Consider the following 22,122-nt stretch of genomic DNA (forward strand, 5'->3'; position numbering starts at 1 on the left):
CTTTCTCAAAAGGGCCGCCTCCCGGCCCTTTTTTACACTCTCATTCTATAAAAAACAAAGGCGTTTCGCATCGCTTTTCGGTTAAACTGTTTATATTTTCCGGCGAACGGTTGAAAATGATGGTTCAAATGCACCATTCACCCCTCAAAAATCTCCTTGAGGGATTTTACGTTCTTGCGGCTGACCGGAAGGTTCTCATTTTCATAGCCGCGCAGCTTGACGCAAAGCATGCCATTGAACCACGGATAGATCTCGGTGACGTATTCCAAATTGATAAGATAGCTCTTATGGCTGCGGAAAAAGCCCGCCGGGACGAGCTTTTTTTCAAAGTAGCCGAGCGGCTGGGCGCTGGTGTAGTCGCCGTCTTTCGTATGCAGCACGCACGAGCGGGTGTCGGTCTCGATGTAGGCGATCGAAGGAATGTCCACCAGTACCATCCGTTTTTCGCAGAGGATTGAAAGCTTGCCGAGCGCCGCCTCGCCTTTGGGCGGCTCCGGCGCGCAGGACGGCGCGAGCCGCCCCTGAATTTTGGCAAGCGCCTGTGCGACTCTTTTGGGATCGAATGGCTTTACGATATAATCCGCCGCGTCGATCTCGAATGCTTTGACGGCATATGCATCATAAGCGGTCGCAAAGACGATCTGCGCGTGCGGCTGCAGTTTTTTGAGCATGAGCGAAAGGGTGGTGCCTTCCATATCTCCCAGGTGCACGTCGACAAACAGCGCATCGTATCTCTTTTTTCCGGAAACGAGCTCCACTGCCCCGGCTCCGCTGTCCGCCTCATCAATTTCGGCGTCCGGCAGCGTCTGCAGGATCAAATGCTTCAGCTCGCTGCGGCTTGGGCGTTCATCATCAATGATCGCAATTCTCATGCATCTTCCCCTCTCTTTTTCACGCGCGGAATGCGAATTCCAATCTCAGTGCCTTCCTGCGCGGTGGAAATCATCAGCCCGTAATCCTCCCCGTAGATGCTTTTGAGCCGTTTATGCACATTGGAAAGCCCCACTGAACCCGAACCCATATCTCCCCGATACAGCCGGTCCACCACCTCCTGCGGGATGCCTTTGCCGTTGTCCTGCACGGTGATGAGTATTTCATTCTTTTTCTGCGCCGCCCTGATCCGGACAACTCCGACCCCCGCGCCGCGCATCGCGCCGTGCTTGACAGCGTTCTCCACAATCGGCTGGAGGATGAAGCTTGGCACCGTGCAACTGAGCCCCTCCGGGATCTCCTCCTCCACCTGCAGCTTCTCCTCAAACCGCGCTTTTTCCAGTTCGAGGTAGGCGTTTACATGTTCCAGTTCCTTTTTGAGCGGGATCATATAATGGCCGGTCTGCAGGGTATTGCGGAAATAATTGCTCAGTACGATCAGCAGCTCCCGCGCGCGTTCCGGCTTTTCCCGGCAGAAAGCGGTGATCGTGTTGAGCGCGTTGAACAGAAAATGCGGATTGATCTGGCTTTGCAGCGCGGCAAACTCCGCCTTCTGCAAAAGTTTTTTCTGGTTTTCGACCTCGGAAAGTTCCAGCTGGGTGGAAAAGATCCGTGCCAGCCCGCTTGCAAATTCCTGCTCGACTTCCCGCGTGAGCTTAAATTTACGGATGAAAAGCACCAGCACCCCGATAACCAACCCACCGCGCGTGAGCGGCGCGCAGACCGCCGTCTGGAGCTTCAGCCGTTCATAAAGCAGGTCGCTTTCCTCCGCTTCCTCCGCAATCCGCACCTGTCCGCTTTCAATCGTTTTGCGCACCACCTGCGGCAGCGGGCAGCCGCCGTCCGGTTCCCGCAGCTTCACCCCCGAACGGGCCAGAATAGCGCTTCGGTCGGTGATGAGTACGCCCGCCGCGCCGGATTCCCTGCGGATGATCTCGGCGGCGGAGTGCAGGCTCGCCTTGTCGTAAAGGCCGTGGCGCAGGTACGGCAGGCACCGGTCCGCAATGTTCAGCACCAGGCGGATACGGTTGGCGGCCTCCCGATCCTGCTCGATAAAGACTGAATCGAAGATCCCCACAAAGATCATCACGCCGATGGAATTGAAGAGGATCATCGGCATTGAGATGATCGCCACCAGCCGCCAGGCCTCCTCCAACGGCCGCGCGATCAGCAGAATGATAAGCATTTGGATGATCTCCGCCGCCAGCGTGACCGCCCCCGCGAAGGCGGCGCTGTTATTGGCGCGTTTCATGTACTGGTAGCAAACCCCGCCGATCAATCCTTCCACAATGGTCGAGACAGCACAAGCTACCGCTGTGAAACCGCCGATATCGATGAGATAGCGGTGCAGTCCGGCGATCACGCCGGCGCCGATGCCCACAACCGGCCCTCCAAGCAGCCCGCCCGCGATCACGCCGATGACCCGGGTGTTTGCGATGGCGTCGTTGACCCGGATGCCGGTATAGGTGGAAAGGATTCCGATCAGGCCAAAAAAGACCGCCATGGCGCATTGCGCCAGCAGTCTTTCCCGGTCATTCGTAATAAACTCCTTGACAAGTGGAATTTTTGTCAACAGGTAGGCGATCAGCACCAGCAGGCTGATATTGAGGATGATGTTCTTGAAAATCTCAACGACCATAGCCCCACCCCAGTCCGCGCCCACGGCGCTTAGCCTTGGTAACCGTACTTTTCAGCAATCATAAGATAATTGGGGACACTGACGCCGTACTGCCGCGCCAGGCGCACCACCTGAAAAAGCAGCCCGTCTATTTCGCTTTCCCCGCCGCGTTTCAAATCCTTATACATTGAGGCGGAGCTGTCAGGCGTGGATTCGTCCACCTGCATCAGGTTGTCATCGACAATCTGATCCGCCAATGTGAGTCCCATTGCGCGGCCGACCGCAATGGCTTCCTTGGTCAGCGCGACATAGAGATCGCGCTCCCTGCCCGGCTTCTGCAGCGGCTCAGTAAGGATATCATAATACGCTTCCACCGCCGCGTAGGGCGATACCATACAGTATTTTGCAAAGGCCGCGCTGCGAATATCCTCCGATACGACCGGATCTATACGCGCTTCGCGCAGATCGTCTGCGATCGCAGCCAGCTGCGCCGCATGGGCACTGCCCTCCCGTTCGCCGTAAACCACTCGGAAGGTGTCGCCGGTCTGGGTCACCTCGCCCGGCGCGTTGATATAGGAACCGATATAAATGCAGCCGTCAAGAATGGTGTATTCCGGGAAACGCTCCTGCAGCGCGCCGCCCGTGCCCACAATGTTGAGCATCGGCACGATGATACTATCCGGTTTGGCTGCCTTGCTCATCAGCGGAAGGACCCCTTCGAGCGCGTATCCTTTGACGCACAGAAAGATCACATCGGCTTTCCCGGTATAGTCCTCAGCCGTACAGGCCTGCACCGGATCGATCTTCACTTCGCCCATCCGGGTTCCGTGCAGCAGAAACCCATGTTCCTTCATAGCTGCCAGATGCGCGCCGCGCGCAATAAAGGTCACGTCCTTGCCCGCCGCTACCAGATAGCCGCCGATGCAGCCGCCGGTCGCACCGGAACCGATGATCAGATAGTTCATGCCGTAGCCCTCCTTATGGTTTTTTCTTTCATTATACGATAGACAATCATCGAAAAGCAAGGTATAATAACCGCGAAGCGGTTATTATACCTTTTTATGCGCGGGACGATCCGCGCCTTTGGCGCTCCCGTCCCAATGCGCCATTATGCCGCCGCGCTTCGCAATGGCGGCACAATTCCCGCGAAGCGGTTATCATACCTTCCCATGCGCGGGACGATCCGCGCCTTTGGCGCTCCCGTCCCAATGCGCCATTATGCCAAACTATGGTCCGGGCGCCCTATCCGCAGTGCGCAATGATACCATCTTATGATTTTGTGGAGGCAAACAGAATGAAGCTGACAATTCTGAGTGAAAACACCATCCTCTGCGGAGATCCCTATCGCGGCGAAGCCGGACTTTCCATCCTGTTGGAGTCGGAAGGCAAAACCATCCTTTTCGACACAGGATTTTCCGGCCTGCTGCTGGAAAATGCCCGGAAGATGGGTCTCGATCCCACCAAAGCCGACCTCATTGCCCTCTCCCATGGTCACAACGACCACACCGCCGGACTGATCCCGCTGGCGGAACTCTTTCGCACGCAGGGCCGCAGGGTTCCGGTGCTGATGCATCCGGAGGCGCTTGAACCACGTGTCATTGACGGCGACGAATGCGGCTTTGCAATGAACCGGGAAGCTTTCCAGGCAGCGTTTGCGCCGCAATTTTCCCGCGGGCCAGTCGCATTGACCGAACGGCTCACCTGGCTTGGAGAGATCCCGCGCCGCCATGCCTTTGAAGCGCGAAGCTGCGGGATGCAAAACGGCGCGCCGGACTTTTTGCCGGATGACACCGCGCTCGTCTACCGCCGCGACGATGGGATCGTCATCATCACCGGCTGCTCGCACAGCGGCATCTGCAACATCATCGACTATGCGGCTGAATACACCGGTGAAAACCGGATTCTGGATATCGTGGGCGGATTTCACCTGCCGCATCCGCCGCGTGATCAGCTCGATGGGGTCTGCGCTTTCCTGCGGGAAAAGCGCCCCGCCGCCATCCATCCCTGCCACTGCACCGGGCTTGCCGCCAAAATCGCGCTTGCCGCGGCTGCACCGCTCGGGGAGACCGCCGTTGGAAGCGTGCTTCTATACTGAAAGGCAAAAGACCGCCGCCGGAAAACCGGCAGCGGTCTTTTCAGCTTTCTTTTCCCGCGCACACCGCCGATTCCCCATTCCATTTGGCGAGGAACGCGGCCGCGTCGGCCATGCCGTCCTTATAGACTGCCATCAGCCGGTTCATATCTTTCTCAAACCGCCCGATCTTCATCGGCGCGGCGGGCGCGATCACCGTCGCGACGCCGTCCCGCTCAAGCTGCCGGATGAGGTTGAGCGTTTCGTTATAGATTTCGTGCCGGCGGTCGAGCGCCTCTACCATGCCGGGGTATTTGCGGAAGATATGCTGGTAGAGCGCGCGGTACTTTTCCGGCGGCTTTTGATAGCCGCGGTCACGTGTGAGCACCACGATCAGCCGGTCGCAGCCGTCCGCGAGCGCCCTGCGCACCGGGATCGGGTCAGATGTACCGCCATCGAGATATTTTCCACCGCGAAACTCCACGATTGGGGAAAACACCGGGATAGCGGAAGAAGCGCGCAGCACGGTGCTGTCACCCGGTTGGATCGCTTCCTTGGAAAAATAAAACGGCTTTCCGGTGACCGCATCGGTCACGCCCGCCACGAATTCGCAGGGATTTTTGTGAAACGCTTCATAATCGAACAGGTCGAGCCGGTGCGGGATTTCATCAAAAATAAAATCCATTCCGAACATCGATCCTGTTTTGAGAAAGCTCTTCACACTGACATACCGTTCGTCCATCAGATAATTCTGGTCGATGCGCAGGCTGCGTCCACGCTGACCCGAAACGTAAGAAACGCCGTTGCATGCGCCCGCCGAAACGCCGATGACATAATCCGTCTTGAAATCACGGTCCATAAAGCAGTCGAGCACGCCGATGGTGTAGAGCCCGCGCATACCGCCGCCTTCGAGGACCAGTCCCGTTTTCATCTGCAATGTCCCCCTGTTAAAGTTAGATTCCACGTGTTGTATTATACCGCTTTCCTTCGTCCGTGTAAATGCGTCAAACTTTTTTGAAAATCTGTGAAAGGTTTTCCCACGCCGCGGTGTCCAATAGATAACAAGGGAGGGGTCCGCATGTTCCTGCTCACAATTGAAACGCCGCAAAAGCCGGATATGGAACGGCTGATGACCGAATATGGCGACCAGCTGCTGCGTCTCTCGTTTCTCTATCTGCATGACCTGCATCTTGCGGAGGACGCGGTGCAGGACACTTTCCTGAAAGTCCACAAAAGCTGGAGCGGATTTTCGGGCCGGAGCAGCGAACGCACCTGGATCATGCGCATCGCGATCAACACCTGCAAAAACTATCTGCGCGGCGCCTGGATGCGCCGGGTGGATGTGAAGGAAGCGCTTGCAGAGATCCCTTCCCCGGAAAATGTCGAAACCGAAACCGACGACACGCTCATCCGCGAAATCATGAAGCTGCCGCCCAAATACCGGGAAGCCGTATTGCTCTACTACTATCAGCAGTTCAAAACGGCCGAGATCGCCGAAATCCTGCATCTGCCGGAGGCGACCGTCTCCACCCGGCTTTCCCGCGCGCGGCAGAAACTGCGCGACGCGCTGAAAGGATGGTATTACGATGAATGAGAAACGCATCCGGGATGTGATCGATTCCCGCCTTTCAGAAATAAAGCTTTCCCCACGCCTGCAAAACGCGATCCTGCGCGGTGCGCGCCCTCCCGCGCGGCTGCGTCCGGCGGCGGTTCTGCTCGCCGCCTGCCTGGCGGTACTGCTTTCGGTCGGGACGCTCGCCGCCGTGGTGCCGGGCTTCCGCGACCTGTTCGATGTGGTTGGCCAGGATGTCGCCCGCCTGCTCACACCGGTTGAACGCGCCTGCGAAAGCAACGGTATCCGCCTTGAGCTGGTCGCCGCCATCAACGACGGCCAGGACGCTTGCGTCTATATCACCTTGCAGGATCTGACCGGCAGGGGGCGTACCAAGGACATCGCGCGGCTCTTCCCGAAAAAGGATGCGAAAGGCAGCGTCTGGTCGCTTGACAGCCCGCTCTCAACAGCCTTCCGCGGCGATAACGAACTGATTTTCTACGACGAAACAACCCAGACCGCCACCTTCTGTGTCCAATCCAAACGGAATATCAGCAGGGAAAACCGTGCGCGTATCAACGGCAAAACCACCTTCTCACTCGGCGGTTTTCTGCGCGGCGAAACGCGGCGGGACTCGGTTGACACCGGTCTTTCCGCATCGGATATCCCCCAATCACCCGTTCGAAATGAGACCGGCAGTGAACCGGCCCTCGCTTTCGACGCCTGCCCCAAATCCCTCTCCAGCATCGACTGGCTGCGCATCACAAACATCGGTTTTATCGAAAACGACCTGCGCATTCTGACCGAACCCACAAGGCAGTTGGGATATTATAACCGCGTCTCCTTCGACCTGCGCGATGAGAAAGGAACTCCGCTCAACGACGGCAGCACCACCACCGGCTCCTATCCGGCCCTGACCCGCGCTTACTACCCCCAAGAGGACGAAAGCAGCCTGTTTCCAAATGGGGCGCGGGACTACGAGGAACATTCGCTGGGACTTGCAGAAGCGCCGCCGCCGGACGCGCGCCTCTTTGCAAATTGCACCGAATACGAGGAGCTCGTTGAAGGCGAATGGGCGGTGACCTTCCGCTTTTCAGAAAGCACGCCGGCAAAAACCGCTCAAACCCCGTTCACTGTGGATGGCTGGACGGTGGAAAGCGCCACTGTCACCCCGCTGATGATCGAATTGCATGGACATACCGATCTGACCGCTGATACGGCCGCTTTCCCGGAGGTGCGTTTCCTGCGCGCGGGAAAAAGCCCCGCCGGGACCAGCCGGCGCTCCAGTCACCTGGACGATGAGGGGAATTTCCGCATTCAGTGCCCATTTGACGTACCGACCGATCTTTCGGACCTCACCGCCATCCGGATCGGGAACATGGAAATTCCCGTGCGGTAAATAAAAGATCCCCGCCCGCGCAGATGCGCGAGCGGGGATCTTTTTTATCTTTCAGAGAGGCCGAGCAGCTCATCGGAGGACACGCCCAGCACTTTGGCCAGCGCTGCAAGTTCCACGTCGCTCACCGGCCGCAGCTGTCCCTCCAATTTCGAAAGGCTGGAAGCGCCGATATCCACACCCTGCACCTGCAACCGTGCAAGCAGCTCTTTTTGCAGGATTCCCTTCTCCAGGCGGATCGCACGCACCCGCACGCCGATGAGATTCTTGTCTCCAATGGGAGAAATGCGGTTTCTCAATTCGATCCCTCCGTTTTCGCCTGCGCGGCAAGTTTGCCAAGCGCGTCGCCCGTCACGCGGTAAACGGTCCAGTCGTCCATTGGGACAGCACCGAGGCTTTTGTAAAAGCCGATCGACGGGGTGTTCCAGTTAAGGCACCACCACTCGAGCCGTCCGCAGCCGCGCTCCCCGCACAGCCGCGCAAGAAATGCAAGCAGCGCCTTGCCCGCGCCGCAGCCGCGCGCCTCGGGCTTGACATAGAGATCTTCAAGATAGATTCCCGCCCGGCCCAGGAAGGTGGAAAAATTGTGAAAAAAGAGCGCCATCCCAATCGTTTCCCCGGCTTTTTCCGCAAAAATCACTTCTGCCTTTTTCTTTTCAAAAAGCCAAAACCGCAGGAGTTCCTCGGTGGCCTCCACTTCATCAAGCATCTTTTCGTATGCCGCAAGTTCCCGGATGAACTGCAAAATCACCGGCACGTCCGCGGGACCGGCAAAGCGGATCCGCACGCCTTCGGCCGCTGTTTCATAATATTCGTACATACTGGCCTCCCTTTCTGCACATGATTGACTAGATCATTATAATCCATTTTTCTGCAATTGCAAATTGCCTTTGGCGCGCGGGTATGATATGCTGAAAGCAGTGCTGAAAGGAGTGTCAAAATGAAACTGATTTCGTGGAATGTAAACGGCCTGCGGGCCTGTCTCAATAAAGGCTTTCTGGATTTTTTCAGAGAGGCGGACGCGGACATTTTCTGTCTGCAAGAAACCAAAATGCAGCAGGGGCAGGCGGAAATTCCGCTCGAAGGCTACTGTGAATACTGGAACAGTGCCATAAAAAAAGGGTATTCCGGAACGGCTGTCTTTTCAAAAACCGAACCGCTTTCGGTCGCCTATGGGCTGGGGATTGATGAACACGACCAGGAAGGCCGGGTCATCACCTGCGAATACGAAGATTTCTACCTCGTGAACGTCTACACGCCGAACGCACAGAAGGAGCTCGCCCGGATCGATTACCGGATGCGGTGGGAGGACGATTTTCGCGCCTACCTGATGGGACTCGATGTGAAAAAACCGGTCATCGCCTGCGGGGACATGAATGTCGCCCACAACGAAATCGATCTCAAAAATCCCAAATCCAACCGCGGCAGCGCGGGCTTTTCCGACCAGGAGCGGCAGAAAATGACCGAGCTGCTCGGCGCGGGTTTCCTGGACAGCTTCCGGATGCTCTATCCGGACAAAACGGGGGCGTATACCTGGTGGTCCTATATGTTTAACGCCCGCAAGAATAACGCAGGATGGCGGATCGACTATTTTCTCGTTTCCGAACGCCTGCGGGACAGGGTGCGGGACAGCGTGATCCAGCCGGAGGTGATGGGCAGCGACCACTGCCCGGTCGGGCTCCTGCTCGATTAGCTGACCGCCATTTTCCCCAAAAACACGACGCGCCCCACCCCGCTATGGGGGTGGGGCGCGCTTTTTGCAGTCGGAATCCGCCGCGCTCAGCTCTGTTTAAATTCTGTCCAGATGTCGTTATAGATCTGCGCCGCATCGCCCACATCCTGGATGAACTCCGCGCTGTCCGCCGCGCCGTCCGGGATGGTCAGCGCCTGATTTTGCAGATGTTCGGCGGCCGCTTTGTTGCAGGAGATATAGAAGATCTGATCGGTGATATGCGCCGAACGCTTGCCGTCCAGGATGAAGTCGAGAAACTGGAAAGCATTGTCCGCATGCGGGGCTTTCTCGGGCACAAAGATGTTGTCGATGCCAAATCCGAGTCCTTCCTCCGGATAAACCACCTTGAAGTCGGGCTTCTCATTGAGCACGGTGATGACCTGCGAGGTGAACATATAACCCACGGCCGTTTCGCCGCCGATCATCAGGTTATACGGCGTCGAGTAATCGAGTGCGCGGATATTCGGCTTGAGGGTCAGCAGCTTCGCCTTGGCTTCTTCGAGCACAGCCGGGTCGGTTTCGTTAAAGGATTTGCCCATGGTTTTAAGCGTGATACCAATGACGTTGCGCGCGTCGTCCATCACGACGACCGAATCCGCGAATGCTGGATTCCACAGATCCTCATAGCCCTTGATCTGCACATCCCCAACCATATCGGGGTTATAGATGATGAGCGGGATACCCGCCGCGTACGGGACGGTGTATTCGTTTTCGGGATCGTAGAACTTACTCTGGAACTGCGGGTCGATGTTCCCAAAGTTCGGGATCTTCTCCTTGTCAAGCTTTTTGATAAGGCCCTCCTGCCGCGCGATGTCGATGATGTAGTCGCTTGCGAGCACGATATCGTATTCGCCACCCGCCTGCAGCTTCATGAGCATCTCTTCGTTCGATTCAAAGGTGTTGTAATTGATTGCGATGCCGGTCTGCTCAGTGAATTCCTCACAGATATCCGCCGGGAAGTAGTCCGCCCAGGTGTAGATATTGAGCGTGTCGTCCTTCTTGGCCGAACCGCCGCAGCCGCTGAGCAGCAGAAGCGCCGCGGCCATGATCAGTACAAGGGTCCGTTTCATCATTTTCATTTTTTCCACTTCTTTCATCAGGTATTTCTAAAACTGCGTGATAAATGCCGCGCACGACGCGCCGTAATCAGCCGGAACGCCGCCACAATCAGGAACACCGCCCCGAGCATCACCGTGCAAAGGGCGTTGATTTCGGGCGTGACGCCCATCTTGAGCATTGAATACACCTGTAACGGCAGAGTACTCGTCTCAGCGCCGGTTGCAAAAAAGCTGATAACCACATCATCCATGCTCATTGCGAAGGCCAGCAGAGTGCCGGAAAGCACCGACGGCAGAATGAGCGGCAGCGTGATGTCGAAAAAGGTGCGCCGCCCGTTGGCGCCAAGGTCACGCGCCGCCTCGGCGAGCGCCGGGTCGAGCGAGAGAAGGCGCGCCTTTACATTGATGAAGATATACGGAACGCAGAAGGTCGTATGCGCGATGACCAGCGTCAGCATCCCGAACGAAAGCCCCATGAGCGAAAAAAAGGCCAGATACGCCATGCCGAGGATAATTTCCGGAATCATGATCGGGATCATCGACAGGTTTTCAAGCGGTCCGCGCCCGCGAAAGTATTTCCCCGCGAGCCCCACCGCGCCGAGCGTCCCCAGCAGCGCTGCCAGCAGGCTGCTCGTCAGCGCAAGCTCGAGGCTCGTCCAGAAGGCCGAAATGATCTGCGCATTGTGGAAGAGCTTTTCGTACCACGCAAAAGTGAACCCCGCCCAGTGGAACAGCTTGGTGTCGTTGAAGGAGTAGATCACCACCACAAGGATGGGCAGGTACATGAGCAGCAGCACCAGCGCAATGTAAATTTCCGAGAAGACCGAACGCTTCTTCATACGATCCCCTCCAGGCTGCTCTCCCCCGACGCCTTGCGGTAACCGGCGATGACAGCCATCGCCATCAGCATCATCACAACCGAAAGTGCCGCGCCCATCGGCCAGTTGCGGGCGGTAAGCAGCTCGTTTTTGATGAGGTTGCCGAGCAGCATCGTTTTGGCCCCGCCCAAAAGATCGGAAACGAAGAACAACCCCACCGACGGCACAAACACCAGCACGCACCCAGCCATGATCCCCGCGCGGGTCAGCGGGACGGTGACCGTCCAGAAGGCCTTCCATTTTCCCGCGCCGAGGTCGCGCGACGCCTCGGTGAGCGCCGGGTCGAGCTTGGCGACCGCATGATACACCGACAGGATCATGAACGGGATGAGCGCGTAGACCATACCGACCAGTACCGCGCCGAAATTGTAAAGGAGCTTCAGGGGCGAATCGGTCATCCCCAGAAAGATGAGCAGAGAATTGACGATTCCCTCGCCGCGCAGAAGGATCATCCAGCCGTAGATGCGCACGAGCGAATTGGTCCAGAACGGCACGATCACCAGCAGCAGCACAAAGGCCCGCCGTTTTTCCGGAAGTTTCGCCACACAGTAGGCGAACGGGTAGCCGATCCCAAGGGTGAACAGGGTGGTGAGCAGCGCGAGCCACATGCTTTGGGCATAGACCTTGAGATAGGTCGGGGAAAACATCTTGCGGTAGCTCTCAAGTGAAAACTCCGCCACCACCCCCCAGGTCTCGGCACGTCTCATAAAGCTCATGCAGACAATATAGACGAGTGGAATCGCGACGAACAGCGCCGTCCAGACCGCGAACGGGACGGCGGCCAGCCGGTTTTTTGTTTTCATCCCGCCGCACCCCTTTCGACGATCACAGCGCAGGACGGTTCCCAATGGATTTCGACCTGTTCGCCCACCTCGGCGCAGCTCGCGCCGCCGCCCATGCCGCTCACGGTGAGTTCCTGCCCATCCGGCAAAAGCAGGATCGTGCGCAGCATGCCCCCGGTGTAGGCGTGGGACTTGACCGTTCCAGAGAGGGTGAAGCCATATTCCGGTTTCTTCCCAAAGCGCACCCGTTCGGTGCGCACTGAAAGCGTGACCTGCTCGCCGGGCTTCGCCTGACCGGCGGCTTTGACGACCGCGCCCGCGAAGGACAGAGACAGATTCCCGTCTGAATCCTTTCCGAGCGCCACCGCATTTATGAGATTGCTCTGCCCGATGAATTCCGCCGCGAAGCGGGTCTCGGGGCGCTCGTAAATATCGTCCGGCGTGCCGAGCTGGAGGATCCTGCCCGCGTTCATAATGCCGATGCGGTCGCTCATATTGAGCGCTTCCTCCTGGTCGTGGGTGATGTAGATGAAAGTCATTCCCAGCCGTTTTTGCAGACTTTTGAGTTCGGTCTGCATCTGGCGGCGCAATTGCAGGTCGAGCGCGCCGAGCGGTTCGTCCAGAAGCAGTACAGCCGGGTCGTTCACCACGGCGCGCGCGATCGCCACCCGCTGACGCTGGCCGCCCGAAAGCTGGTTCGGCATGCGGTCTCCAAAACCGGGAAGCTGCACCAGTTCGAGCATCTCCGCAACCCGGCGGGCAATTTCAGCCTTCGCTGCCTTGCGGATTCTGAGCCCGTAACCGATGTTCTGCGCCACATTCATGTGCGGAAAAAGCGCGTAGCTTTGAAAGACCGTATTCACATTGCGGCGGTTCGGCTCCCAGCCGGTCACATCGCTGCCCTGCAGGATCACCCGGCCGCCGTCCGGCGCCTCCAGCCCCGCGATGATGCGCAGAGTGGTTGTTTTCCCGCAGCCGGAAGGACCAAGCAGCGTGAGAAATTCCCCCGCGCATACGTCCAGGCTGATCCCGGCAAGCGCTTCTGTCGCGCCGAAGGTCTTATGGACATTTTGCAGCGAAAGGATTGTATTTTCCATTTGCACAGCCCCTTTTCATTTCCGCCGTTTTATTTTGTTCAAACCGGCGGCTTCCTTTTTCGTTTCGCGGAGAAGATCGGTTCTGCCGGCCGGTTGACGTGTGATAAGCGCAGCGCACCGCCAATGCGGCGAGAAGTGCCTGCGGCGTTTGTACTGCGCTTATTCTACCACAATTTTGCAGGAAGCAAAATGTTTTCCGCCGTTTTCAGATGATTGCACAAATTTTATTTTTCCCCGGAAACTTTCCTCGGCAAAATTCGGCGCAATAAAACGGCCGCGCGAAAGCGCGGCCGTCCTCCCTGCCATTATCTGCGGCGCAGAAGCCTGCCCGCCTGTTTTCCGGTGAGCCGGTCGCGGCGGACGGCAATTTCCCCGCCCACAATCACAAAATCGAAACCTCTGGAAAACTGCTCCGGCTTTTCATAGGTGGCCTTCGCTTCGATATTTTCGAGCGCAAAAACATTGATATCCGCGTCGTACCCTTCCTTCAAAAATCCTTTTTTTCCGACGCGGTAGACGAGGGCGGGCTTTCCGGTCATCTTGTGCACCGCTTCCTCAAGCGAAAGCACCTTCTCGTCCCGGACATACGCGGCCAGCACCTTCGGAAACGCGGCATAAAGCCGCGGATGCGGGAGCCCTCCATCCGGATAGACCGAATCGGAGATGACCGAACTGTAAGGGTACTTTAGAACCGTACGGATGTCCTCCTCCGACGTAATGAAGTCGACCATCGAAATTTTGCATTCCTCATCGGCCAGCAGGTCATAAGCGCAGTCGAACGGGTCCTTGCCCCGCATCTTCGCAATCTCGGTCACCGATTTCCCGGAGAATTGCTGATTTTCCGGTTTTGTCAGGGTGCTCATCCGGATGTTCTCCCAGCCGATGGAAGAAACCAGGTTTTCAAAATACGGCTGCGGCTCCCGAAGGATCGCGGTCAGCTCCCGGCGGCAGTCCGGGTCGCGCAGCCGCCGCACCATCTCGGGCACCCCGCCTTCGAGAAACCGCGGCGGCAGGATCTGGATAAGCTGGGTCGACCCGGCTGTGTACGGATATACGTCGCAGTCGATTGGCAGCCCTTCCCGGCGCGCCGCGTCGAGAATTTCCAGCGCTGTTTTCACACCATGACCCCAGTTGCGCCTGCCGATACATTTAAAGTGGCTCACATGCAGCGGCACCTCCAGCCGTTTGGCTATCCCGATCACCTCGTGCAGCGATTCATGGAAAAGGTCCCCCTCCCCACGGATGTGGGTGACAAGCGGTACGCCGTACTCCCGCATCGGCTGCAAGACCTCGACGAAGCCGTCCGCGTCGTAGCAGTTTTCCGGCGCGTAGACAATCCCGAGCGACACGCCGAGCGCGCCCGCCTCGAGCGCCGCGCACAAATTCTTCCGTGCGGCGGAAAGCTCGCCCTGTGTCAGCTTTCCCGGCTCATAGCCCTTGACAGCGGCGCGCACGGTACCGTTTCCGATGTCCATGCCGACATTGAGCGGCAGCGGCGTTTTTTCCACGAGATCCATATACTCCGCGAAGGTCTCGAAGGTTTTATCCTCCGGCACCTCCCCGATGACCGGTGAGAGAAATCGGAAGATCTCCTCCCGGTGCTTTTGCGGGCATGGCACGGCCGACAGCCCGCAGTTGCCGTTCACAATGGTGGTAAGCCCCTGATGTAGTTCGGCCGCGCCAAAATCCGCCTTGAAAAGTTTTATGTCCGCATGGCGGTGGATATCGATGAAGCCGGGCGTGACATATTTTCCCGCCGCATCGATCGTCCGCCTGGCGGGAGAGGCAATCGCAGGCGCAATTTTGGCGATTTTGCCGTCCGCCACCGCAAGGTCGGATCGATACGCGGACGCGCCGCTTCCGTCCACAAGCGTCCCGTTTTTAATCAACAGGTCAAACATTTTGTATCTGCTCCTTTATTCTGGCATCCCACAATGCCTTCCAACGACCCACATTATATACCCTTCCTCTAAAAAAAGATAGTCATACTTTTCCTCCCGCGTGGAAAAGCGGTTGTAAAATTTACAAATGGACGGTACAATAAGGAAAAAAGAAGATGAAGGAAGACAACCTATGCTGACCTATGAACAAGTCAAAAATAACGATCAGATCCGCATCTATATCCAGAAAGCGGATGAAGCGCTCATCGAGCTTGGCTATACCGAGCACAGCTTCGCACATGTGACCAAGGTTTCCATCACCGCAAAGGAAATCCTCCTGACGCTGGGCTATCCCGCGCGCGACGCGGAGCTTGCGCAGATCGCGGGCTACCTGCACGACATCGGCAATGTGGTCAACCGCACCGATCACGCCCAGTCTGGGGCGGTCATGGCGTTTCGCCTGCTCGACCACATGGGCGCGGACGCGGAGGATATCGCCACCATCATCAGCGCGATCGGCAACCACGATGAAGGCACCGCTGTCCCGGTTACACCGATCGCAGCGGCGCTCATCCTCGCGGACAAGACCGACGTGCGCCGCAACCGGGTGCGCAACCGCGACTTCGCCACCTTTGACATCCACGACCGGGTCAACTATGCGGTCGAAGAGGCGCACACCGAAATCTCGGACGACCGCAAAGTATTTACCCTGCTCATCAAGCTGGATACGCAGATTTCCTCGGTCATGGATTATTTCGAAATTTTTCTTGGCCGGATGCTGCTCTGCCGCAAAGCGGCGGAAAAGCTTGGCATGCAGTTCAAACTCACCGTGAACGGGCAGGTGCTGCTCTGATGACCGGTTCCTTTAACGCGCTCACCCTGGCGCACCGATTCATTGCAGAGCATGTGTCCGAAGGCGCTTTCTGTATCGACGCGACCGCCGGGCGCGGCTATGACACCGCCTATCTTTGCTCACTCGCCGGACCGTCCGGGAAGATCCTTTCATTTGATATCCAGCAGGAAGCGCTCGACAGCACCGCGAAACTGCTTGCCGAACGCGGCCTCTCCGACCGCGCCCGGCTCCTCCTAGACAGCCACAGCAACATGGAAAACTATGCCGAACCGGAAACTGTCGACTGTATCACCTTCAATTTCGGCTGGCTTCCCGCGGGCAATCACAGCATCTTCACCACCCCCGCGACCAGCATCCCCGCTATCGAGGCAGGACTGCGGCTTTTAAAGCCCGGCGGTATTATGAGCCTTTGCATCTATTATGGCCGGGACTGCGGTTTCACCGAACGCGACGCCCTGCTCGAATATCTGCCCACCATCGACAGTAAAATTTATACGGTCATCGTCTCGCAGTTCTGTAACCGTCCCAACAATCCGCCCATCCCCGTTTTCATCTGGAAGGACGCCTGATTTTCACTCTCCCCGCACGGCCGGAAAAAATCATCAAAAAGGCGCGGCCCACGGGCCGCGCCTTTTTACGCAAGCTTTTGCAAACCGCCCCCATGGGGAGCGCGAAACGCCGCCATCAGCCCTGAGCTGACCGCTTCACGGGGAGCGCGGCCGCGGCGCAGGTCTCGAAGGCCGCCGCTTTTGCGCAGCAACCAGCGGCGGCGGGGGTCGCGGGGAACTCCCCGCGTGTCTTCTTTCGTTCCGTTCCTGGACAAGCAAGAAAGGAATCCCGGGCGCGCGAAGAGCGAAAAAGCGCGCGGCACACCGTGCCCAATGTCACTCCCCATACCAGGCGTAACGGCCCATATCAACGTATCCGCCGCCGTCAACGGCAACCCCTTCGGCTTCCAGCAATTCGCGCTGCCTGTCCGGGCCGCCAAACGCAAACGCGGGCGCGAGCCGCCCTTCGCGGTTGACCACCCGATGGCAGGGGACGATCCCCGGCATGGGGTTGCGGTGCAGGGCATAGCCCACCGCACGGGAGGCTTTCGGGTTGCCGCAGAGCAGCGCGATCTGCCCGTAGGAGGCGACCCGGCCCTTCGGAATCCGCTGCACCGCTTCATACACCCGTTCATAAAAGTTCAACCGCCGCACCTCCGCTTCAGATAGACCATGTCGACGCATTGGACGCCGCTGTCATAGACCGGCTCGGGATAGTTGTCCACAAAGAAATTTTTCACCAAATGCGAACGGCAAAAACCGCAGCGCTCATAAAAATCCACGCCGCCCGGAACGCCGTCCGCCGTGCCGACAAAGAGTTCCGTCCCCGCCGGCAGTCGCCCGGTAGCGGCTTCGATCAGCGCGCGGCCGATCCCGCGCCGCCAGAAGTTCTCGTCCACGGCAAGGTTTTTGATCTCCCAGCCCTGTGCTTGCGGCGTGACGACAATTTCCCCCACAGCGCGACCGTCCACTTGGGCGGCAAGCATAAATCCGCGCGAAAGGTAACGGCCCACCATCTCTTCGGACGGGTCGGCAAGCAACAGTAAATCCCGGTAAACCCACCGGTCGGCCTTGACTTCAAAGATCCGCATTGCACTTTCTCCTCACAGCCAGCGCAGTTCCCGGTACCCGATGTGGATGATCCAGACATAGGCAAGCGTCTTGGGAATCATCAGCATCCCGACGGACGGAACCGCCTGCGCAAAAAATACAACCGGCAGATAACAAAGGAATGAAAACGAAACCGCGATCCAGAGCATTCCGAAGCTGCGGTCCCCGCGCCAGCTCGCGGACTGATAAAAAAGCACGACGACCAAAATTCCCATCAGGACAAACGGAAGATTGCGGGCGGCCGCCCACCAAAGAGAAGGCGAATCGCTTGTCCAGCCATTCTGTGGAAAAAGGCAGAGGGCAATACGCGCCAAAGCAAGCATCCACATCAATCTTGTAAGCTTTTTATGCCCGCGCACCCGATACCGCTGCCGCCAGACTTTATAGAGGATCAGGTAGAATACCGTCATGGTGATCGAAGTGACCAGCTTGCCGTATCCGAGCGCGGCGGTATGCATGGCGAGCCCATCGGTCAGCAGCGCATAAGCGCGGGGAAGCAGATGAAACGCATCCCCGCAGCCGAGCACCAGCGCCATGACACCGAACAGGCGCGTCTGACGATCGCCGTAACTGCGCAGCAGCATCACCATCCCCATGGACAGCACCGCAATCAGATAAGCGGCGGCGAAGACCGCTTCAAAGACTCCCTGCGTCAAACTCATCCGTCTTCCCCCGTTTTGTTATTCTTCCGGCCTCACAGCATTTTGTCGGATAAAGTCAGTATAACACATTTTTGCAGGATATGACACCCCTTGCCTTTTTCATTCCCGCAGCAAATAATAGGCGCCATCGTCAAAACCGTCCGCTTCATTGGGGACGACTGATGCGGGCAGACGTAATCCCCAAGCGGACCGGGCAGCCTTCTATGCCTTGTGCAAAAAGCTTTGATATGATAATATGAATAAAATTCATGTAAAGCGCGCGCATGGATTTCAAAGCGCCGCGCGGGCAATTTGATGCGACCGGGAGGATGCCGCTATGAAAAGACCGACCGCATTCCTATTTTGTTTTATTCTTTGCAGTGTTCTGTTTTTGACCGCTTGCCAAAATAAAGCCGCCAGCCTTCCTCGGGCGAGTCAATCCGCCGTGGAGCATTCATCAGCCGCACAGGAAATACCCTCCGGCAGCGCCGAATCTTTTGAAGAAGAAAACCCGCCTGCATCCGCGCCTGAAGACGCCAGTTCATCCGCGCCCGATATAAGCGCGGCGGGGATGGGTAGCTCCATTGCAGATTCTCTTTCGGAGAGCGTGATAACTTCCGCCGGATCGGACAGCAAACTGGATAGTGAACCGGACACGGTGGTAACGGTTCAAAAGCTCAATATGACAGAGACGCAGGAGCTTATTGTAAAGGACGAGGCGCAGATCGAACAGATAATCGCGTTCATTGACTCCATGTTTGAAAGCGGCTATTCCGCTCCTCCCACAACAGGGGGAACGGTTATAACCGTGTCCATAACCCGGGATTGCGCAACGGCGGATTACACCTTCCTGGAGCAGGAGGTGGATGGATACCGCCTGGCCAAAAACTTGCAGCATGCTGATGTGCAAAACACTTGGTATTTTGCCGATCCGGAGGCTTATCCATATTTTTTAAGCCTGTTCCCGCTTTAGGATGCGCCAAAATTCGCTCCGCCGGGAAATACAATCCCAAAAATGCAAAGGGCCTGCGGACAATTCCGCAGGCCCTTGATCATCGGATGATCGTCTTTTCAAAATCCCGGCCGCCGCAGTGCGTCCGCAGCAGCTCCTCGGCGCGCGAAAGCATCCCCGGCAGCTCATCCTCCCCATCGAAGCAGTAAAAGACCATCAAGACCTCTTTTGCCTCTTCGGTGATCATCGCGCACACGCAGTCGCTCGTCGGGTTTCCGAACGGCCCGTCCATATCCATGAGCACCGGCAAAAATGCAATATTGACCTGTTCCTTTCCGATTCCCTGATAATGCGCGTCCTCCCCGGAAGGCGCCCAGCGGATTGCGCCCCGGATCTTATCCACATCATAGGCGCCCATCGAGTAGCCGGAATCGATCGAAAGCAGGTTATTGACTTCCACAACATTGTTGATCCGGTAAAGGCCCTTGCCCTGCAGGACCCGGCGGCACATCGCTTCCGCCGAGTTGCGGTAGCGGTGCGGGTCCTTGCCGAGCGCCTTGTAGCAGGCCCGCGTCGAAGCAATGTGCGGACGATTCTGGATGTCCGGAACTGCAAGCGTCTTCCGCAGACGGCCACAAACTTCATCGGTCTCTTCGAGCAGTTCTGGGCCGGACGGCGCCACCCGCACCTTGCACTGCACGCAGCCCAAAACCGCGGCCGGATGCGCCTTTTTAAGTTCCGGGTCGATTGTGATGGTTACCATTTTCTGTTCCTTCTTTCGTAAAAATGCCCCTCAGGCGATCACCGTATAGGTGAAGTTCTCCCAACAGAGCCGCAGACCTTCGTCGGTTTCGGGCGGCAGCAGCGCCATCGCCACCATATTTTCCACACCGTCATCCGAAATCAGCATCGCATAGTCGCCGTTAATCTGCCGCACCGTGTAATAGACAGGTCCCATATCAAAATTCCTCCCGCAGAAAAGTTTCCGCACCCAGTTTACCACAAAAGAAAAGCCGGGAAAAGCCCTTTGCTTTGCCCGGCCGTATCTTCTCTTTACGCGTTTTTGGGAAACAGCTTGCGTTCCAGGCCCGCGCGCACCAGCGCCGAGCGGCAGGGAGCCGCGATCAGCACCGACACCACGACAGCAAAGAGCGCATTCGCTCCGGAGGTGATGAATTTCAGCGCGCAGGTGACCAGCGCGGCGGAAAAATCACTGCCTTCCAACATCAAAACAATGAGGCTTTTTCCAAGATGCAGGACAAGATAGGTGGCAGAACCCGCGACCGCGCCCATCAGGTTCCATCTGAAATTTTTGCCTTCCCGGCCGCCCGCATTGGCAATCGCGCCGCAGACAAATGCCATCGCAAAGAAAAACACCAGCGTAAACGGCGCGCTCGCGGCAAACGCCGGGTCACACAGGTCAAAGAACATCGAGCCGATGCCCGCGGCAAGCCCGCCGCGCACGCCGCCGAACAGCATCCCGCCCAATAGGCAGAGCGCGTTTGCGACTTTAAACTGGGTGGGGCCTGCGGGAGTTGGGATCGGGCCGATCTTTAAAAACATGGTCGCCGCAAAGATCACCGCTGCCATCACGCCGACCACCACAAGGTCATAGGTTGAGAATTTCCTGGTTTGCATAGCGATACCCTCTCTCAGAAGTTTCTGAAGATAGTATACCCCCGCAGGGCCGGTCCCCGCAAAACGCCGCGCAAAAGCCCGCCACCCACCGGTTCTGTGCGGAATGCTCAAATTCCCCTCTATCAAAACAAAAAAATTGCAAAAAAATCACTGTACCCACGCCACCGCTTCGCCCGGGTGGAGCTTCTGCAAAAATTCCGCACAAGTTTATCCGGATCTATGCCGCGTATATTTGTGAAAAAGGTAGAATCCCGCTATTCCCAGGTTTTCCAAATCTCCGGGCAAAAGCCGATGGTGGCCTGTTTGCCATTGCGCACGATCGGCGTTTTGAGCAGCGACGGATTTTCCATAAGCTTATCGGTGATGTTCTGCTCGGTCGAAACGTAAGCGATGTACGAGCTTTCGTAGTCCTTCGATTTTTCATCGATCATCGCCTTTACCCCGCCAACCGCCGCCTTCACACTTTGAAACTCGCCCTTGCTCATCCCGTAGCGCGGCAGGTCGATCAGCTGGTACTTGATCTTGCGTTCCTTGAAATACCGTTCGGCCTTTCTGGTATCGAAACATTTCTGTTTGCCAAAAATCTGAATGTTCATGGTTCTTCCTCCAAAATCACCTGCACCCGTCCTACCTGATCCTTCTCCGCGAGCATCACCTTGATGCCGTGCGGGTGGGTCGGTGAATTGGTCAGGATGCGTTTGACATGTCCACGGGTCAGTTTGCCGGTCGGCTGGTCTTTCTTGAGCACAATGTCCACCAGCGCCCCGATTTTTATTTCCGCTCGGATTCTTCCATCCATCTATTCATCCTCCTTCGTTTGATAAGCCGCGACCAGTGCGAGCTTTTCGGCACGGGTCAATTTTTTGAGTTCGCATTCCCGTTTCATCGCGGCGGATTTGTCCGGGAAACGCTCGCTGTAAACAAGCCGTACCGGCAGCCGCGGCTTTGTGTATTTTGCGCCTTTTCCGGCGTTATGCGCTTTCAGACGCGCCGGAAGGTCGTTGGTCCAGCCCGCGTAAAGGGTCCCGTCCGCGCAGGCAAGCAGATACGCATAACATCCGTTCCGGTTCATCCGGCTCCCTCCCGCGAAAAATTTTATCCGTCACGGTATATATCATAGCACATCTTCCCCATACTATCACTATCCCATTTTTCAGAAAAGAGGTTTTCATGATGAAAGCAAAAATCAACCGCGAAGGCTGCATCTCCTGCGGGCTCTGTGCCGAAACCTGCCCGGAGGTTTTTCGCATGGCGGACGACGGTCTGGCTGAGGTGCATGTCGGCGAAGTGCCCAAAGACTGTGAATCCGGCGCTATGGACGCACAGGAAAACTGCCCTGTTTCGGTCATCGAAGTGTTTTAAAAAAGGCGGGGGGGGGGGGGAAAT

At 57.2% G+C, this 22,122-nt stretch carries 28 protein-coding genes; 8 read left to right on the forward strand and 20 right to left on the reverse strand.

The genetic code is table 11. From position 1 onward, the window contains the following. Window positions 1-137: 137 nt before the first annotated feature. The 3 genes from DWV16_RS01280 to DWV16_RS01290 are packed head-to-tail and all read right to left on the reverse strand — an operon-like array spanning window position 138 to window position 3,513. The gene (locus DWV16_RS01280; protein WP_118477605.1) at window positions 138-872 is read right to left on the reverse strand and encodes a LytTR family DNA-binding domain-containing protein; all 735 of its coding nucleotides are present in this window, start codon (window positions 870-872) and stop codon (window positions 138-140) included. Then, a complete protein-coding gene (locus DWV16_RS01285) occupies window positions 869-2,569 on the reverse strand; it encodes a LytS/YhcK type 5TM receptor domain-containing protein (protein WP_118477606.1) in 1,701 nt (566 codons plus the stop codon). Before DWV16_RS01285 ends, DWV16_RS01280 begins: the two co-directional genes overlap by 4 nt. Before the next feature lie 29 nt (window positions 2,570-2,598). Beyond that, window positions 2,599-3,513, reverse strand: a complete 915-nt coding sequence (locus tag DWV16_RS01290) for a ketopantoate reductase family protein (protein ID WP_118477607.1) — start codon at window positions 3,511-3,513, stop codon at window positions 2,599-2,601. A 329-nt stretch (window positions 3,514-3,842) separates the two neighbouring features. Between DWV16_RS01290 and DWV16_RS01295 the strand changes: the two genes are divergently transcribed. After that, window positions 3,843-4,643, forward strand: a complete 801-nt coding sequence (locus tag DWV16_RS01295) for an MBL fold metallo-hydrolase (RefSeq protein ID WP_118477608.1) — start codon at window positions 3,843-3,845, stop codon at window positions 4,641-4,643. Between the two features lie 40 nt (window positions 4,644-4,683). Here the strand turns inward: DWV16_RS01295 and DWV16_RS01300 are convergent, their stop codons facing one another. Further along, on the reverse strand, window positions 4,684-5,550 hold the full coding sequence (locus tag DWV16_RS01300; RefSeq protein WP_066457107.1) for a patatin family protein: 867 nt from the start codon (window positions 5,548-5,550) through the stop codon (window positions 4,684-4,686). A 147-nt stretch (window positions 5,551-5,697) separates the two neighbouring features. Here DWV16_RS01300 and DWV16_RS01305 point away from each other — a divergent pair, with 147 nt between their 5' ends. Together DWV16_RS01305 and DWV16_RS01310 are read left to right on the forward strand one after the other, a co-directional pair. Further along, window positions 5,698-6,213 carry a sigma-70 family RNA polymerase sigma factor gene (locus DWV16_RS01305; protein ID WP_066457105.1) on the forward strand — a complete coding sequence of 172 codons (516 nt, stop codon included), beginning with the start codon at window positions 5,698-5,700 and terminating at the stop codon, window positions 6,211-6,213. Further along, a complete protein-coding gene (locus tag DWV16_RS01310) occupies window positions 6,206-7,570 on the forward strand; it encodes a DUF4179 domain-containing protein (RefSeq protein ID WP_118477609.1) in 1,365 nt (454 codons plus the stop codon). Before DWV16_RS01305 ends, DWV16_RS01310 begins: the two co-directional genes overlap by 8 nt. A gap of 44 nt (window positions 7,571-7,614) precedes the next feature. Here DWV16_RS01310 and DWV16_RS01315 read toward each other — a convergent pair whose 3' ends face one another. Together DWV16_RS01315 and DWV16_RS01320 are read right to left on the reverse strand one after the other, a co-directional pair. Beyond that, window positions 7,615-7,866, reverse strand: a complete 252-nt coding sequence (locus tag DWV16_RS01315; RefSeq protein ID WP_066457095.1) for a helix-turn-helix domain-containing protein — start codon at window positions 7,864-7,866, stop codon at window positions 7,615-7,617. Then, a complete protein-coding gene (locus DWV16_RS01320; RefSeq protein ID WP_066457092.1) occupies window positions 7,863-8,387 on the reverse strand; it encodes a GNAT family N-acetyltransferase in 525 nt (174 codons plus the stop codon). The genes DWV16_RS01315 and DWV16_RS01320 overlap by 4 nt, the downstream gene beginning before the upstream one ends. A 120-nt stretch (window positions 8,388-8,507) precedes the next feature. Here DWV16_RS01320 and DWV16_RS01325 point away from each other — a divergent pair, with 120 nt between their 5' ends. Beyond that, complete coding sequence (locus DWV16_RS01325; RefSeq protein WP_118477610.1) at window positions 8,508-9,260, forward strand: exodeoxyribonuclease III; 753 nt, start codon at window positions 8,508-8,510, stop codon at window positions 9,258-9,260. A gap of 86 nt (window positions 9,261-9,346) precedes the next feature. On the opposite strand, the gene DWV16_RS01330 is transcribed toward DWV16_RS01325, so the two are convergent. From DWV16_RS01330 to DWV16_RS01350, 5 genes are all read right to left on the reverse strand, one after another. Next, window positions 9,347-10,378: a spermidine/putrescine ABC transporter substrate-binding protein gene (locus tag DWV16_RS01330; RefSeq protein ID WP_118477678.1), complete on the reverse strand. Its 1,032-nt coding sequence runs from the start codon at window positions 10,376-10,378 to the stop codon at window positions 9,347-9,349. Between the two features lie 17 nt (window positions 10,379-10,395). Beyond that, window positions 10,396-11,196: an ABC transporter permease gene (locus DWV16_RS01335; protein WP_066457088.1), complete on the reverse strand. Its 801-nt coding sequence runs from the start codon at window positions 11,194-11,196 to the stop codon at window positions 10,396-10,398. After that, window positions 11,193-12,038 carry an ABC transporter permease gene (locus tag DWV16_RS01340; protein WP_066457086.1) on the reverse strand — a complete coding sequence of 282 codons (846 nt, stop codon included), beginning with the start codon at window positions 12,036-12,038 and terminating at the stop codon, window positions 11,193-11,195. Before DWV16_RS01340 ends, DWV16_RS01335 begins: the two co-directional genes overlap by 4 nt. Continuing rightward, on the reverse strand, window positions 12,035-13,114 hold the full coding sequence (locus DWV16_RS01345) for an ABC transporter ATP-binding protein (protein ID WP_118477611.1): 1,080 nt from the start codon (window positions 13,112-13,114) through the stop codon (window positions 12,035-12,037). Before DWV16_RS01345 ends, DWV16_RS01340 begins: the two co-directional genes overlap by 4 nt. Window positions 13,115-13,419: 305 nt before the next feature. Continuing rightward, window positions 13,420-15,015, reverse strand: coding sequence for an amidohydrolase family protein (locus DWV16_RS01350; protein ID WP_118477612.1), 1,596 nt, complete (start codon window positions 15,013-15,015; stop codon window positions 13,420-13,422). 172 nt (window positions 15,016-15,187) lie between these two features. Between DWV16_RS01350 and DWV16_RS01355 the strand changes: the two genes are divergently transcribed. Continuing rightward, on the forward strand, window positions 15,188-15,847 hold the full coding sequence (locus DWV16_RS01355; RefSeq protein ID WP_066457079.1) for an HD domain-containing protein: 660 nt from the start codon (window positions 15,188-15,190) through the stop codon (window positions 15,845-15,847). Continuing rightward, window positions 15,847-16,416 carry a class I SAM-dependent methyltransferase gene (locus DWV16_RS01360; protein ID WP_066457076.1) on the forward strand — a complete coding sequence of 190 codons (570 nt, stop codon included), beginning with the start codon at window positions 15,847-15,849 and terminating at the stop codon, window positions 16,414-16,416. Before DWV16_RS01355 ends, DWV16_RS01360 begins: the two co-directional genes overlap by 1 nt. A gap of 315 nt (window positions 16,417-16,731) precedes the next feature. Here the strand turns inward: DWV16_RS01360 and DWV16_RS01370 are convergent, their stop codons facing one another. Genes DWV16_RS01370 through DWV16_RS01380 form a run of 3 tightly spaced genes read right to left on the reverse strand, consistent with a single transcriptional unit; the run spans window position 16,732 to window position 18,167 of the window. Then, window positions 16,732-17,040 (reverse strand): MGMT family protein, encoded by a 309-nt coding sequence (locus DWV16_RS01370; RefSeq protein WP_242863624.1) that lies wholly within the window; start codon window positions 17,038-17,040, stop codon window positions 16,732-16,734. Then, window positions 17,037-17,486 (reverse strand): N-acetyltransferase, encoded by a 450-nt coding sequence (locus DWV16_RS01375; protein ID WP_066457070.1) that lies wholly within the window; start codon window positions 17,484-17,486, stop codon window positions 17,037-17,039. The genes DWV16_RS01370 and DWV16_RS01375 overlap by 4 nt, the downstream gene beginning before the upstream one ends. 12 nt (window positions 17,487-17,498) lie before the next feature. Continuing rightward, window positions 17,499-18,167 (reverse strand): hypothetical protein, encoded by a 669-nt coding sequence (locus DWV16_RS01380; RefSeq protein WP_066457067.1) that lies wholly within the window; start codon window positions 18,165-18,167, stop codon window positions 17,499-17,501. 316 nt (window positions 18,168-18,483) lie between these two features. On the opposite strand from DWV16_RS01380, the gene DWV16_RS01385 reads away from it, so the two are divergent. Next, the gene (locus tag DWV16_RS01385) at window positions 18,484-19,119 is read left to right on the forward strand and encodes a hypothetical protein (RefSeq protein ID WP_118477614.1); all 636 of its coding nucleotides are present in this window, start codon (window positions 18,484-18,486) and stop codon (window positions 19,117-19,119) included. Window positions 19,120-19,198: 79 nt separating this feature from the next. Here the strand turns inward: DWV16_RS01385 and DWV16_RS01390 are convergent, their stop codons facing one another. The 6 genes from DWV16_RS01390 to DWV16_RS01410 form a co-directional block, all read right to left on the reverse strand. Further along, a complete protein-coding gene (locus tag DWV16_RS01390; RefSeq protein ID WP_118477615.1) occupies window positions 19,199-19,861 on the reverse strand; it encodes a B3/4 domain-containing protein in 663 nt (220 codons plus the stop codon). 30 nt (window positions 19,862-19,891) lie between these two features. Next, window positions 19,892-20,056, reverse strand: a complete 165-nt coding sequence (locus DWV16_RS19260; RefSeq protein ID WP_187116775.1) for a hypothetical protein — start codon at window positions 20,054-20,056, stop codon at window positions 19,892-19,894. Between the two features lie 95 nt (window positions 20,057-20,151). Next, entirely contained in the window at window positions 20,152-20,736 is a 585-nt protein-coding gene (locus DWV16_RS01395) for an ECF transporter S component (protein WP_066457057.1), read from the reverse strand. 254 nt (window positions 20,737-20,990) lie between these two features. Then, entirely contained in the window at window positions 20,991-21,332 is a 342-nt protein-coding gene (locus DWV16_RS01400; protein WP_066457054.1) for an arsenate reductase family protein, read from the reverse strand. Then, window positions 21,329-21,535: a YwbE family protein gene (locus DWV16_RS01405; RefSeq protein ID WP_066457052.1), complete on the reverse strand. Its 207-nt coding sequence runs from the start codon at window positions 21,533-21,535 to the stop codon at window positions 21,329-21,331. The genes DWV16_RS01400 and DWV16_RS01405 overlap by 4 nt, the downstream gene beginning before the upstream one ends. Further along, on the reverse strand, window positions 21,536-21,808 hold the full coding sequence (locus DWV16_RS01410) for a GIY-YIG nuclease family protein (RefSeq protein ID WP_066457051.1): 273 nt from the start codon (window positions 21,806-21,808) through the stop codon (window positions 21,536-21,538). It lies immediately after the preceding gene. A gap of 98 nt (window positions 21,809-21,906) precedes the next feature. Here DWV16_RS01410 and DWV16_RS01415 point away from each other — a divergent pair, with 98 nt between their 5' ends. Beyond that, window positions 21,907-22,098: a ferredoxin gene (locus DWV16_RS01415; RefSeq protein ID WP_341472908.1), complete on the forward strand. Its 192-nt coding sequence runs from the start codon at window positions 21,907-21,909 to the stop codon at window positions 22,096-22,098. The last annotated feature ends 24 nt before the right edge of the window (window positions 22,099-22,122 follow it).

The organism is Anaerotruncus sp. AF02-27, assembly GCF_003465835.1.
GTDB lineage: Bacteria > Bacillota > Clostridia > Oscillospirales > Ruminococcaceae > Anaerotruncus > Anaerotruncus rubiinfantis.

What these genes read in the sequence shown, in the direction of transcription:
- DWV16_RS01280 (WP_118477605.1), bottom strand. Translation starts at nt 872, where the DNA reads ATGAGAATTGCGATCATTGATGATGAACGCCCAAGCCGCAGCGAGCTG.
- DWV16_RS01285 (WP_118477606.1), bottom strand. Translation starts at nt 2,569, where the DNA reads ATGGTCGTTGAGATTTTCAAGAACATCATCCTCAATATCAGCCTGCTG.
- DWV16_RS01290 (WP_118477607.1), bottom strand. Translation starts at nt 3,513, where the DNA reads ATGAACTATCTGATCATCGGTTCCGGTGCGACCGGCGGCTGCATCGGC.
- DWV16_RS01295 (WP_118477608.1), top strand. Translation starts at nt 3,843, where the DNA reads ATGAAGCTGACAATTCTGAGTGAAAACACCATCCTCTGCGGAGATCCC.
- DWV16_RS01300 (WP_066457107.1), bottom strand. Translation starts at nt 5,550, where the DNA reads ATGAAAACGGGACTGGTCCTCGAAGGCGGCGGTATGCGCGGGCTCTAC.
- DWV16_RS01305 (WP_066457105.1), top strand. Translation starts at nt 5,698, where the DNA reads ATGTTCCTGCTCACAATTGAAACGCCGCAAAAGCCGGATATGGAACGG.
- DWV16_RS01310 (WP_118477609.1), top strand. Translation starts at nt 6,206, where the DNA reads ATGAATGAGAAACGCATCCGGGATGTGATCGATTCCCGCCTTTCAGAA.
- DWV16_RS01320 (WP_066457092.1), bottom strand. Translation starts at nt 8,387, where the DNA reads ATGTACGAATATTATGAAACAGCGGCCGAAGGCGTGCGGATCCGCTTT.
- DWV16_RS01325 (WP_118477610.1), top strand. Translation starts at nt 8,508, where the DNA reads ATGAAACTGATTTCGTGGAATGTAAACGGCCTGCGGGCCTGTCTCAAT.
- DWV16_RS01330 (WP_118477678.1), bottom strand. Translation starts at nt 10,378, where the DNA reads ATGAAAATGATGAAACGGACCCTTGTACTGATCATGGCCGCGGCGCTT.
- DWV16_RS01335 (WP_066457088.1), bottom strand. Translation starts at nt 11,196, where the DNA reads ATGAAGAAGCGTTCGGTCTTCTCGGAAATTTACATTGCGCTGGTGCTG.
- DWV16_RS01340 (WP_066457086.1), bottom strand. Translation starts at nt 12,038, where the DNA reads ATGAAAACAAAAAACCGGCTGGCCGCCGTCCCGTTCGCGGTCTGGACG.
- DWV16_RS01345 (WP_118477611.1), bottom strand. Translation starts at nt 13,114, where the DNA reads ATGGAAAATACAATCCTTTCGCTGCAAAATGTCCATAAGACCTTCGGC.
- DWV16_RS01350 (WP_118477612.1), bottom strand. Translation starts at nt 15,015, where the DNA reads ATGTTTGACCTGTTGATTAAAAACGGGACGCTTGTGGACGGAAGCGGC.
- DWV16_RS01355 (WP_066457079.1), top strand. Translation starts at nt 15,188, where the DNA reads ATGCTGACCTATGAACAAGTCAAAAATAACGATCAGATCCGCATCTAT.
- DWV16_RS01360 (WP_066457076.1), top strand. Translation starts at nt 15,847, where the DNA reads ATGACCGGTTCCTTTAACGCGCTCACCCTGGCGCACCGATTCATTGCA.
- DWV16_RS01375 (WP_066457070.1), bottom strand. Translation starts at nt 17,486, where the DNA reads ATGCGGATCTTTGAAGTCAAGGCCGACCGGTGGGTTTACCGGGATTTA.
- DWV16_RS01380 (WP_066457067.1), bottom strand. Translation starts at nt 18,167, where the DNA reads ATGAGTTTGACGCAGGGAGTCTTTGAAGCGGTCTTCGCCGCCGCTTAT.
- DWV16_RS01385 (WP_118477614.1), top strand. Translation starts at nt 18,484, where the DNA reads ATGAAAAGACCGACCGCATTCCTATTTTGTTTTATTCTTTGCAGTGTT.
- DWV16_RS01390 (WP_118477615.1), bottom strand. Translation starts at nt 19,861, where the DNA reads ATGGTAACCATCACAATCGACCCGGAACTTAAAAAGGCGCATCCGGCC.
- DWV16_RS19260 (WP_187116775.1), bottom strand. Translation starts at nt 20,056, where the DNA reads ATGGGACCTGTCTATTACACGGTGCGGCAGATTAACGGCGACTATGCG.
- DWV16_RS01395 (WP_066457057.1), bottom strand. Translation starts at nt 20,736, where the DNA reads ATGCAAACCAGGAAATTCTCAACCTATGACCTTGTGGTGGTCGGCGTG.
- DWV16_RS01400 (WP_066457054.1), bottom strand. Translation starts at nt 21,332, where the DNA reads ATGAACATTCAGATTTTTGGCAAACAGAAATGTTTCGATACCAGAAAG.
- DWV16_RS01405 (WP_066457052.1), bottom strand. Translation starts at nt 21,535, where the DNA reads ATGGATGGAAGAATCCGAGCGGAAATAAAAATCGGGGCGCTGGTGGAC.
- DWV16_RS01410 (WP_066457051.1), bottom strand. Translation starts at nt 21,808, where the DNA reads ATGAACCGGAACGGATGTTATGCGTATCTGCTTGCCTGCGCGGACGGG.
- DWV16_RS01415 (WP_341472908.1), top strand. Translation starts at nt 21,907, where the DNA reads ATGATGAAAGCAAAAATCAACCGCGAAGGCTGCATCTCCTGCGGGCTC.